Below are 12909 nucleotides of genomic sequence, written 5' to 3'. Positions count from 1 at the left end.
ACATTATTCTCTTTTAACTGCATAAATTAGTAAACAGATGCGGTTCGAGGAGATTGTTTTGCCGTCGTTTTCAAACGAGATTGCTGCGCTTCCACCTGAATTACAGGTGTTAATGTTGCAAGAACTTCACAATATTGCCAGTCGTTTTATGCATCAAGAGAGCGCTGGACACACACTTCAAGCAACTGCATTGGTAAATGAGGCCTATGTAAAACTTGCAGATAAAACCATGCATATAGTAGATGAAAAACATTTTGTTGCTATTGCGGCACAACAAATGCGTCGAATATTGGTTGATAACGCTCGTCAAAAGCAGGCAGCGAAAAGAGGTGGAAGGCCATTAAAAATGACCTTCGAAGAACATGCTATTGCCAGCGAAACCGACTCGCCAAACCATCAAGTTGAGTTGCTATATATCAATAAACTTCTCAATGAGCTGGCAAGTTTTGACAAGCGGGCCTCGCAAATCTTTGAGATCAAATTGTTCTCGATGCTCGGGAATGAAGATATTGCCAAGATTATGAATGTGTCACTGGCAACAGTAGAGCGAGATATTAAAGCCGCAAAAGCGTGGTTTAAGTTGCAACTTAACAATAATAAATAACATATTGATAGATAAGCCACAGCCATCGTCAAATTAAGAGTTAGCGGTGATTTGCTATCTCAATTTTGTTACCAAGGTTACTTATCAAGGTGGAGCAGGCTAAGATGGATCAAAATAAATGGGCACAAATAAAGCAAATTTTCGCAAGTGCCAGCGAGCTCAACAAAGAGGCTCAAGCCGAATTTATCAAACGTGAGTCTCAGGGTGATAAACACGTCATTGAGCAAGTGATGTTGCTGCTTAATGCTGAAGATGAACATCAAGATGACCTGCATTTAACCGACGCTGTTGCGTCGTCAGCTTCAGATTTTATCAATGACGAGTCACTATTGAGTGTGGGTGATATCGTCGAAAACTTTCAAGTAAAAAAGATTATTGGCGAAGGGGGCATGGGAAGTGTCTTTTTAGCAACGCGTATTAATGGCGATTTTGAGCAGCAGGTTGCGATAAAAGTGATTCATCGCCGTTACATAAGTGAACAAAGTGCTCAGAGGTTCAGACGAGAAAGACGCATTCTTGCTTCTCTCAATCATAAAAATATAGCTAGTTTTATTGGTGGCGGTGAGACTGAACAGGGTCAGCCCTACATTATTTTAGAATATGTTGATGGGCTACCAATCAACCAATACTGCATTACGCACAACTTAAGTATTGAACAACGCATATCACTTTTTAAGAAGGTTTTAAACGCGGTTATTTTTGCCCATCAAAGCCTAGTTGTACATCGTGATATCAAACCAAATAACGTGCTTGTTACCGCCAATGGAGAAGTAAAACTACTTGACTTTGGCATTGCTAAACTCTTGCAAGACGACATAGAAGAGAAGCCAGAAAACGCCAATCTCACGCGTGAATATACTAGAGTGTTAACGCCCGGTAATGCCTCACCCGAACAGGTTCGTGGCGACAAAGTTACCACCAGCACAGACGTTTATGGTTTAGGCGCATTGCTAATGTACTTGCTAACAGATGAGGCCGTATTTGATACTACACGAAGCTCACAACGCAGCATCGAGTCGATGATCCTGGATACTGTGCCACTTAGCCCATCACAGCGCTGCTTAAACGCAGATAGCACAATAGTGAACAAACGAGCAAAAGCACTGAAGGGCGATTTAGACAATATTGTGCTCAAAGCATTGCAAAAAGAGCCTAGTAGACGCTACTCCAGCTCAGAACAATTTCTAGAAGATATTATTCGCTATGAAGAAAATTACCCCGTTTTAGCGAAGCCCGATAGCTTTTGGTACAAAAGTTCGAAGTTTTTGCAACGAAACACTTTCACCAGTTTACTTTCAGCTTTATTTTTATTGGGCGTTATTAGCACCAGCGCGGTGATATTTAGACAATCGTTAATAATAGAGCAAGAACGCGATTTTGCCCTTCAGCAGGCAACTACCGCGCAACAAACGGCTTTGTTTATGACGCAAATATTTGATAGTGCTGACCCCAATAACCGATTTGGCGGTGATACAAGTGTGAAAGAGGTGTTACAAAAGGCCTCCCGTGACCTAAATGAACTCGACAGCGAACCTTTCATTAAAGCGCAACTGAGTGCGACTTTGGCCAAGGTATATAATGTATTAGGAGAAACTGAGCTTGTTGGCAAGCTGATTACTGAGGCCGAAACATATCTCGAAGAACATCTTAACGAAAACAATACAGCAACAAATGATAAAACTTATCGTGAGCTGCGTTATGTATTAATGAATGAAAAAGGCAATATGTTTATTCACACAGGAGAGTACGAACAAGCCCGCACTACTTTTTCATCATCGCTTTCTTTGTTAGAGAATGACTCAGAGATGCAAGCAAATAACGAAGAGTACAATCGATACTTTGTATGGTTTCATTATGGCTTAGGTACGGCATATTCTTATGAACGTTTTGATGACGAATCGCTTGTTCATTATGAAAATACCATTGCGCGAGCGCAAAGCATGATTGCAAAAGAAGAACAATATGCGGACCTTATGCGGGAGACACTGGCATCTAGATATTTCGCTTATGGCCACTCTTTGCGCAGAGTTGGACAAGTAGAAAAATCTAAAGACATGCTCCAGCTCGGTTTAGAGATAGAAAAGTCACTAAACAGGCCCCCTTCTTTAGACCTCGCTTATGGTTTGAACCAATTGGCAAGTACTTACGTGAAGTTAGGTGAATATGAGAAAGCTGAAAGTTTTGCTTTAGATGGTTTAAAAATTCGCACCGATATTCTAACAAGCAATCATATTGAGACTCTAGCTAGCATGGGTATGTTAAGCAATATATATGCTATGCAAAAGGACTATACTAAAAGCATTGCAAACCGCAAAAAAATGTTGGCTGCGGTAGAGGGCTTGTTAGGCAGCTCACATCCGCACTATGCTGCAATATTGGGCGCGATGGGGCAACTATATACATTAACAAATGAGCTAGACATAGCACGGGATTATTACCAAGAAGCTTATCAGCGATTTACTTCACTTTTTCCTGATGGCAACTTTAATGTCACGATTCAACTAACGGGTCTTGGCGATATTGCCCTGCGTAAAAATCAAAATGAGACAGCCTTAGAACATATGCAAGAGGCAATTGATATCTTTGAAAGAGACTCGCTCCCGCGTAATTCCCGTGCAGCTAAGACTTTTGGACTTTATACAATGGCGCTATATAAAAATAACCTGATATCGCAAGCGCAGAAATATGAACAAACTACATTGGAAATACTAAATCAACTATATAATCCCCAAGACCAAGAATACCAGGCATTAACTAAGCGCATTGATGGGGCCAAACCGCTTATGTAGATTAGGATTTTATCAAATTAGGTATATGTTTACCCGTTGGCGCTGGGCTATTTGTGATTTGGCTGACCTATTTGTGTTTGCTATTGCCGACTAGGAAATACACCCTCAACTACCACACAATAACTCATTGCTAATGTACCGACTTGTTTTGCGGAACTATCGGTAGACAAATCGGAATTAGCACCATGTTTTTTAGGGCTAAGCGTCCCCCCGTTGCTAGCACCAATAGGCGTTCGCGACCTTAAATCGGGCAAACCAAAAGTAGTTCTGCCATTGCCTCCATAGGTGGTCCCCAATAATGCGTAAAGGGCTTGGTATTGGGAAATTTGTAGCAGGTCGCCATCTGCATTTAAGGTCCCACGAGGACAAAAATTAAAGCTCACCAGTATGACCTCACCAAGATATCTTTCGGATGCGATGGCACGGGTTGGATTGAACAGGAAAGTGATAAGAAGCGTGCTTATGGCGACGCTTAGGGCAAGTTTTCGTGATAAGACCATGAATGTCTCCTTTCATTTAAAAGGGTATTTGATGCATTTATCTCTTGTTATTTTATGTTAGTGGACCACTTTGAAATTGCAAGGATAAAATTTTCCATGGCTATGGCTATGGCTTAGATGCCAGAATTAACTTCTTCATATCCGCTACTGGCATCGGTTTGCCAAATAAGTAGCCTTGAGCTTCATCGCAATTCCATTGCCGAATTACTTCAAATTGCTCCTTTGTTTCGATGCCTTCTGCAACCACTTTCATATTGAGTTTACGTCCCATGCGAACAATTGAATGGGCAATTTCTTGAGCTTTGTTGTTTTCACATATTCTAATGATAAAAGAGCGATCGATTTTTAGCGTTGTTGCTGGCAGCTTGTATAGGTATTGCAATGACGTACTACCACATCCAAAATCATCAATGGCTATCGAAAACCCTACGTCTCTTAATTTTTTCAAAATTGCTCTGGTTTCGTCAATACTTGTCAATAAAGCTTCTTCTAATAATTCCAATTCAATTCGCTGTGGTAACACAGCATATTGGTTAGCTATCTCCAGTAAATGTTGGGTAAAATTTGGCGTTTTTAATTGAACGGGGGCTACATTTATCGCAATTCTAATTTGTTCATTGGGTAATTCAGCTAATTGTTTGCATACCGACTCAAATACCCAATTACCAAGGTCATCTAAACGATTCATTTTTTCAACGATATCGAGGAAATAAAAGGGAGATAACACGCCTTTGTCGGGATGATTCCAACGTATCAGCGCTTCAAAACCAGTTAAGGTTTGCGATGCTGTAGTGAATTTGGGTTGGTAATAAAGCTCAAATTGGTTTTCTTCAAATGCGGTTTCTATTTCGCCAACTAACTGTTCTTGAGCATTCGCCACATCACTCATTTTTTGATCAAAGACAATATAGGTCCCAGGCCCTTCGGTTTTTGCTTTTTCTAATGCGACATCAGCAAAACGCAATAGATTAGGTGCTTCTAAATTATTATCGTTTAAACAGCAAATGCCCACACATACTTTAATTTGGACTTGCTTATCGTTGACGAAAAAAGTCGAGGTGAAAATCTCTTCAACGCGTTTTTTTGATACATCAATAAGTTTTTCAAGCGTTTGTTGATCTTTTGAAGTTGAAATCATTAACGAAAACTTGTCAGATGCTAAATGATAAACTGACGTTTTGCTATTTTCGAGCAAATGTAATTGACGCCCTATATCATGCAATAAGGCATCGCCAAATTCATATCCATAAGACTCGTTGATCTCTCTAAATGAACAAACATCAATTACCATCAATCCCAGGTTCTTTTCTTGTTGTTTGTTCGACAAATCATTGGCAAATTTGTGCCGATTTTTTAATTGAGTTAATGGGTCATTATTGGTCAAAAAGTCCGCTTTTTGTTGAGAAAACTTTTGTTCGGTAATGTCTGAACCACCGCCTCGATAGCCCTTAAAATCGCCATCCTCATCAAAGAAAGGAATACCGCTTAATTGAAGGACATTATCATTTAACAGTGTACATTTAACTTCTAACTTTCGCACGGGAAGAAGCTTTTCCATTGCATCACGACAAGCTTTAATGTCATCAGACAGTAATTGAAAACTGTCAAAAAATGGCGATACATTTTGTTTCAATAAATTGATTTTTTTACCAGACGGCTGTTTACCCTCTAATAAGGTAACATTTAATTGCTCGTCCGTTTCCCATAATAGGTCATTGGTTGTTGCAGCAAAATCCAAAAATCGTCGTGATTGATTTTGGATGGTCTTATTGGCTTTTTTTTGATTACTTAAAAGCTGATTCAATGCTTGCTGGATATCATTTGCATCCATATCATCGGAGACTTTTACATCAAGTTCTTTTGAATTTTGGAAGGAACCTTCATCAATAATGGTTTGCTTGATTGATGTTTTTAAGAATTCGCTGTCTAACGAAATACCATGTTCAGTATAGTTTAAGCCTATTTTTTCATCTTCTATGCACACTCGAATAGGAATAACGTTGGCATACACTTTCAAAAATAACCATGTACATAAAAACCACAACCCAAATATACCTAAACTACCAACGCTTTGTACGATTAGCTGATAAATAACCGAGCCTTGTATGAGTGACTCTTCAGGCAAGAAAAAAGCAACACCTATGGTACCGATAACGCCAGCTACCCCATGGATAGCAACGACATCTAAGGGATCGTCTAATAAATACTTATGGAGTAATTTATGGGCAACAAACATACTCACTGCAACAGCGATTATTGCAGTGACTATGGCTTGAATGCTTGTAGCGTAAACGGCCCCAGCAGTACTGCTAACCAAGCCACATAAAATGCCGAAAATTGCTCTATTCGGATCAAAAATTCGGCGATCCACAAAATACCCAAGCAACATTCCGGCAACGCCGCCAAAGGAACAGGCGGACAGTGTATTTAATAAGGCTTTATTGAATTCAGGCTGACCAGGTGAAAGCGTTCCAGTATTAAAACCTATCCAACCAACGGTAATAATAAAACAACCCAACATTTGACTGATTGGATCATTTGCTGGTATATAAATTACTTTGCCTTCGTCGTTGAATCGTCCATTTCTCGCGCCAATAATAATAACACAGGCCAGAGCAACCCCAGCTGCGGATACATGGACAACTGTACCACCGGCAAAATCAACAAATCCCATTAACGCAAGCACTGGGCTGAAGATACTCCCATTTTCATTACCCCAGACTAACGCCACCGATATTGGAAATACACATCCAGCTACGAACACTGTAAGTACTAGATATGCACTAAATTTCAATCGCTCAGCAACGGCACCTGAAATTATCGTTGCTGTTGCGGCACAAAAACTCAAATTAAACACAAACTGTATCGTTTGGTTTACGCTCAATGAGTCTGTAAAAATAGGACTAGGAAGGCCAAATGCAACCGAATAGCCCAAAATAAAAAAGACTATCCAACATACTATGAAATCGGCAATATTTTTTTGGGCGACGTTAATCGAATTACGTGATCTAACTGCACCGGCTTCTAGCATCAAGAACCCGATTTGCATAGATATCACTAAGACAATAGAAAGTACTTGCCAAAATTGAAGAATTTGAAGATCGTTCATCTCAGACTAAGATTCATTTTACTCATACTGTCTAATCGGCAACGTGAGTTATTTTTTGAGCGTTTAATGAATGTGGTATATCTATTGTAAAATATCGTAAAGATTAATTGCGTTTTATCAGCTAATTTCAAACTCTTAGGTAACTTCAAATACCTTCGGTGCCTCTATTCAAAAATGAAATGCTGTCGCTATCGCTAATCATCAAGACAAATCTCGTAATACGTACAAATAAAATTGCCAGTGGTAATCGATTTATCGTGAGAACTGCGATTTGATTTGACTTTTTTAGTGAAGGTTTCCATCCGCTTTTTAAATAAGCTCAGTAAGCTTGATTTTGTTTCCTTGTCTAAGAAGCTATATTTAATTGAGTTTTCACTCAAATAGTTAATTTCACTCCAGGTTAACCCAAACTCTTTCACAGCAACAAAAAATTCATCAGTCATATTGGAATGCCACATACCTCGGTCATCGGTAGACAAGGCCACCGGTATTCCAGTGCGCAGGTATTCCGGAAATGGATGATCGGCATAGGTATTTATATATTCAAGCTTTAGGTTGCTAATCAGGTTAATTTCAATCAAGTAATGATTGTGACGCATCAATCGCATAGTATCGGGGTCGGTAATTAAATTTAGACCATGCCCAATACGATCCGCACCCAACAAAAGCGTATCTCTAACATGATAATTCGGCTCATCAACTTCACCTGCATGGATGGAAAGTTTAACCTCGGGAAGGGTTTTCCTTAACTTACGTAGCGTCGGTAAAAATCGTAAAGGATGACCTTTATCGTTGTCTTCTCGTCCTACAAAATTCAGGCCAACGTATAAGTCCCTATGCTGATTAACAAACCTGTATTGTTGTTCCAGTATTTGCTCAGCGTGAGGTAAAAACCGTATTATAGAATGCTGCAAACGTACTGTCACACCGGTATCAATAGCGTCTTTTTTGGCAAGTCGATTACGGTAGATATTGGCAACTTGATTAGCCGGGAAATGACTACCATCAGGGCGCTTAAAATGACTCGCATTTGCTTGCGCCTCTAAATAAATCAGTCCTTCTGCACCAAACGCTTGCATATTTTTAACTAGCATTTCAGCTGCAATATATGGATTGGCAGTTAGCGCATTTAAACGTTGCCAATGGGCTTGAAAAAACTCTTCGCGTCCTTCGTGTGGTTTGTCTAACCATATACTCTTCATCCAAGCTTCTTTTTGCTCTTCACTCAATGCTTCGATAGCAGTAAATTCAGATTGTTGGCATACCGGTAATGAGTCGAAAGTACTATGCTGAATATTGACAAACAACAGCAAACTTGGAGAGGAGCCAAACTGATTGAGACCATATCCTTGGCAATGTTTCAAAGCTGTTTTAACGTAGTATCGATAACCACCATTAAGGGATTGATTGGTCGCCAGTTCGTACCACCATTCACTGAAATTTGAACCGGAAATGTGATTATGCAAATCACCGCCCTTGGGCATCGCATAAAGCAAACGATAAAGCTGTTCGTCACTAGCCGTTTGTTTAAATGATTCAAACCAAGCGTCATCTTGGGTCGCTAGCACTTTTGATGTGTAACTTATTATTGCGACCAAACTCAATACCAAAATGATGGAATTTAGGGCAAAATTTGCGAAAAGTGAGTTTACTTTTTTTGACATATCAAAATTTCCTGCCCTATTTGATTTTAATCCTCTAATGCCAGAGCGTCAGCTATCAGATATTCCAAGTATGTTCTATGGGCTTTACTCGCTGCATCTTTCACTCTTCCGCTAGACACCCAATCTTGAATTTTTAATATTTGTGTAAACACCGCTGCTTTCGCAATAGGGTCGTGGCTTTCACCATCTAAAATAGCTAGAAGCTGACTGAGATATTCAGTTTGTAATAACCGTCTATGGCTATTAATCGATGATTTAATATCCGCTTCAAAAATGGCATCCGTTAGGTCACTTGTCATTTGCTCAATTGTGTAAGTATTGCCATATAAGACAGTGTCGCTCATTCGTAGCATTACTGTGGGATTGAGGAGTCGGGCTAACGCTATTTTTTGTACTCCCAAAACGAGCTGATGCAGTTTGGGATCTTCGGTATTTCCCCAATGCATAAAACCTCTTCTTTGCATTAAAGAATGTTGGATTAATTCTTGTGGTAACGTAAATGCATTGGGCGCAAAAATAAACTCAGACAAGACATTCATCGCTTGTTTTTGCTTCTCTTTTGATAAAGGTTGGTAAGGGCTAACATCGCTTACTTGGCCCTGATCAAAGCGTGTTACTTCGATACCGCCAATATAACTTGATACTGCAGCTGTTGGTCCGGCTTTATAGGTGATCATTGTTCTTGTTGCTGTGCGCAGCTTGGCCCAAGTCTCACCGTCTTTAGCTAATTTATCTTTTACTAATGGCGTGACTTCGTTAACTAATTCAAATTGATACTGCGCAAAATCGATACTATCGCTCGACATATCCCAAATATTGACTCGAGGATCAATACCTCGACCAGGTGAACGCATATCGTCAGCATCGTTACCAAACATTAACTCCGGCATTGTTGAACGTGCTAAATGCGCTTCGCGTGCCTCACCTTCAAGCGCAGGGTCATAACCAAATTGAATGGCCCAATCATCGTATGGTCCAGGTTTAGTTGCGAAGAAGTCACCTTGCTTCTCGCCAGGCTTACTAATTACCAAAGCGGTATAATCCATAATTGAGGCCGTGGTGACACCTTGTGTCACCTTATCATTAAACACCTCTTCCATAGAGCGGAAATTAGATGCTTTCATGTTATGTGATAAACCAATAACGTGGCCAACTTCGTGTAACATTAATTCCATGAGCATTTGCTCTATAATTTTGCGCTGATCGCTAACCGATGCGTTCATCGCATTTAAGGCGATATAACCAAAGTTAGCCATTTCACGCATCTGGTAGCCTTTAGAGCAACGTAAAAGTGAACTATGGTTATGGCCTTCGTGGCCATCATCGTCGCTAGCCAAAAAGCTTTTTAAAAACTCATCAGGGTTGGCAAGCACATCACCTCTAAAACCATAAGACGATAAAAACGAATGTTCAAACATCACGTCGCCGCCTAAGATTTGGCCGGTGCGTGGATTCACATAATTGGGTCCAAAAGCTGACCCTGCGTTAGGTGTGTTTGAAAAACGAATCACATTGTAGCGAATATCTTCGGCATTCCAATCTACATTATCTGGCTGTATTTTTACCACTATCGCATTTTTAAAACCGGCTTTTTCAAACGAGCTATTCCATGCCAATACACCGTCTTTTAATCGCTCCCGATACTCTAGCGGCGTGGTATTTTCTATCCACCAGACGATTGGCTCGACAGGCTCAGATAATGCGGCATCTGGGTCTTTTTTTACTAAATGAAAACGATTGATGTAATCTCGATAAGGAGTATGTTCGTAGCTATTTAAGTCAGTGGCTTGCGCTCTAAAGTAGCCTACTCTGTGGTCATCCAATCTTGGCACAAAGTCATTTTCAGGCATTTTCACAAAACTGTGTTGCACGCTAATAGTGGTCGCTCTTGCATCAGCTAATCGAGCGCTGCCCGACATATAAGGGCGTGAATTCTCATAAACAAAATCGGCAAGCACATTTAAATTTTCTGGATACACCCCAATGTGTGTGTATTTGACTTTGTCGTTTGATAACTTACCAATGTTGAACTGCCGATGTGGTGGCTGTTCAGGATTCATACCATAGGTAACGCGGGCTAAGGCTTCAGTTTGAAATAATCCATCGGCACTAATGAGATAAGAATTTTCGTCTTCTGATGTTGCGATAATCTCGGCACTCGCCAAAACAGCATCGGTGATGTTTGCCATACCGCCATTAGCCAATGGGCTGTCGGGGTCAATCACATAATTAGTATTCTTTTTAACGAAATCGATACGGTCAAAATAACGGCGAATTTCAATCACATCTTGCGCAATGGGTGCGCCGCGGCGTGACCATGCTTCCAAAACCCCATTTTTGATCGTCGCAAAATACAAAAATTCTTTATCGATTTGTGATTTAGCAATAGCCATGTGAAGACCGCCCGTTTCGGTATCTCGATACAAATCGAAAATACCTGGGAAGCGCTCCATTTCTTCAACAACTTCTTCTAAGGTTTCCGGCTTTTCTTCTTCAGACTCTTCGTCGTTTTTTTCTTCAGAACTTTCTTCATTTGCAGTTTGACTGGTTGATGTTTCTTCCTTTGGAGGCTCCGCGGGTTCTTCTTCTTGAGCAAAGCTTAGCATAGTGGATGTTATATATAAGCTTAAGGAGAGTAGGGCTAATCTGAGAATATTAGACATAGTATTGGTACCGAGTTGTTTTAACTAAGGAATCATTTTCATCATGCCACAAAATTAACCTAATAGTGAAAGATAATTTTATAATCAGGAGCTTTTCAATCATCACTCACGAATTAAGTGTGGGCATGACTAATTTTAATTCTGAACAATGCGCTAGCAGCTTAGAACATGCTTTAATGTTGCAAGCAGCCGAAAATGAAAAGTCTTATCTGCAAGGTTACAGCCAATACCAAGACCTTGCGAATCCCATGAATAGTGGCCTCAGGGCGGTTTTTTGTGGTTTGTAATGCAGTTGCTTGCAGTAAGCGCTAGCTAGGTCTATGATTGAGCGAAATATAATATAGCTGCAACACATGCTTGACCTCACAAGAGTCCAAATGAGTAAACAACCATCACCAATAGTATTGGAACATCTAAAACAAGAATTAAAACATGCTTATAGTCCTTATTCAGGTGTAAAAGTGGCTGCAGCGGTAGAATTTGAGATTGACGGTGAAAAACGTGTTGCTTATGGAGTGAATGTTGAAAATGTGTCTTATGGTTTAACTATCTGCGCCGAGCGCTCCGCGATATCAGTTGCTATTTCACAGGGTATGAAGGAAATTACCGGCTTATATGTGATTTCAAACCAAGAAAATCCGATTTCGCCATGTGGTGCATGCAGACAGGTAGTAAGTGAATTTATGAGTGCACAATCAGGCTTAGTATATTGTGTAAACGAAAGCTTGGAAAAGGATTGGATCAGTGATTTGGCATCGCTGTTACCCAACAGATTCGATTTGTAGTATAAGTTTTCTACAATTAGGCAATAAAAGCATATAGCTAGACAATTTACATCTTGCAAGGATGGCAATACTTGATACATTTAAAGCCTCCAAGAGGCAAATAATTGATAAAAGGAATTACTGAGTGGCTAGGATCAGGGAATTTGATGAAAAACTTGCTCTAAATAAGGCAATAGAGCTGTTTTGGCAAAAAGGTTATGCTAACTCTTCGATGCGAGAAATGGTGAGTTATACTGGAGTTGCTCATGCAGGCTTATATGCTGCATTTGGTGGTAAAGAAGCATTATTTATTGCGGCTTTAGAAAAGTACCAAACGGGTCTGTTTGCCAACTTATTTGCGGGCGTGGAGTCACCACGGGCCGATCTCAAAGATATACAAAAACTGTTTAGATTCTTAATTTCAGCACCGCAGGATAAGCATTTTCGCTTTGGTTGCTTTTTAGTGAATTCCGCAAATGAATTTTTGCAGCCGAATGAGAAAGCTTCTAAAAAGGAAATGAAATCCTCAGGTATAAAAGTCGCTACTTACCCTAATATCAACAAGTTATTACAAGCTACTTTTGAGCGTAAAAAGCAAGCATTTTCAAAGGCTTTAAAAAATGCCATAGAAAAATCGCAAATCCCTAAAAATACTGATGTTGATGCAATATCAGCTCAGTGCTTAACCCTTTATTATGGCGCTACGACACTCATAAGAAGTGGATTGTCAGATGATACAATTAAGCAAAGTGTTGAGATATTTTTAAAACAATTAAAAGCAAGTAATTAAATAAAGTCATACTTGTTTTAATATGC

Annotated in this window: 9 protein-coding genes; 5 read left to right on the top strand and 4 right to left on the bottom strand. The window is 39.9% G+C overall.

Translation table 11 applies throughout. From position 1 onward, the window contains the following. Positions 1-58: 58 nt before the first annotated feature. Both RM552_RS12840 and RM552_RS12835 read left to right on the top strand, forming a co-directional pair. Positions 59-604 (top strand): ECF-type sigma factor, encoded by a 546-nt coding sequence (locus tag RM552_RS12840; RefSeq protein WP_311369254.1) that lies wholly within the window; start codon positions 59-61, stop codon positions 602-604. 104 nt (positions 605-708) lie between these two features. Next, the gene (locus RM552_RS12835) at positions 709-3393 is read left to right on the top strand and encodes a protein kinase domain-containing protein (protein ID WP_311369253.1); all 2685 of its coding nucleotides are present in this window, start codon (positions 709-711) and stop codon (positions 3391-3393) included. Between the two features lie 80 nt (positions 3394-3473). Here the strand turns inward: RM552_RS12835 and RM552_RS12830 are convergent, their stop codons facing one another. The 4 genes from RM552_RS12830 to RM552_RS12815 form a co-directional block, all read right to left on the bottom strand. Further along, positions 3474-3893 carry a phage tail protein gene (locus RM552_RS12830; protein ID WP_311369252.1) on the bottom strand — a complete coding sequence of 140 codons (420 nt, stop codon included), beginning with the start codon at positions 3891-3893 and terminating at the stop codon, positions 3474-3476. 106 nt (positions 3894-3999) lie between these two features. Continuing rightward, entirely contained in the window at positions 4000-7002 is a 3003-nt protein-coding gene (locus RM552_RS12825) for an EAL domain-containing protein (protein ID WP_311369251.1), read from the bottom strand. 194 nt (positions 7003-7196) lie between these two features. Then, complete coding sequence (locus tag RM552_RS12820) at positions 7197-8666, bottom strand: adenosine deaminase family protein (RefSeq protein WP_311369250.1); 1470 nt, start codon at positions 8664-8666, stop codon at positions 7197-7199. Positions 8667-8692: 26 nt separating this feature from the next. Continuing rightward, complete coding sequence (locus RM552_RS12815; protein WP_311369249.1) at positions 8693-11329, bottom strand: zinc-dependent metalloprotease; 2637 nt, start codon at positions 11327-11329, stop codon at positions 8693-8695. A gap of 125 nt (positions 11330-11454) precedes the next feature. Between RM552_RS12815 and RM552_RS12810 the strand changes: the two genes are divergently transcribed. From RM552_RS12810 to RM552_RS12800, 3 genes are all read left to right on the top strand, one after another. Beyond that, positions 11455-11616: a hypothetical protein gene (locus RM552_RS12810; protein ID WP_311369248.1), complete on the top strand. Its 162-nt coding sequence runs from the start codon at positions 11455-11457 to the stop codon at positions 11614-11616. A 90-nt stretch (positions 11617-11706) separates the two neighbouring features. After that, positions 11707-12114 carry a cytidine deaminase gene (locus RM552_RS12805; protein ID WP_311369247.1) on the top strand — a complete coding sequence of 136 codons (408 nt, stop codon included), beginning with the start codon at positions 11707-11709 and terminating at the stop codon, positions 12112-12114. 124 nt (positions 12115-12238) lie between these two features. Then, the gene (locus RM552_RS12800; RefSeq protein WP_311369246.1) at positions 12239-12883 is read left to right on the top strand and encodes a TetR/AcrR family transcriptional regulator; all 645 of its coding nucleotides are present in this window, start codon (positions 12239-12241) and stop codon (positions 12881-12883) included. The last annotated feature ends 26 nt before the right edge of the window (positions 12884-12909 follow it).

The organism is Glaciecola petra (assembly GCF_031846345.1).
Classification (GTDB): domain Bacteria; phylum Pseudomonadota; class Gammaproteobacteria; order Enterobacterales; family Alteromonadaceae; genus Glaciecola; species Glaciecola petra.
The sequence above is the reverse complement of the archived record's forward strand: the minus strand, read 5'-3'. Positions and strand labels throughout refer to the sequence as shown.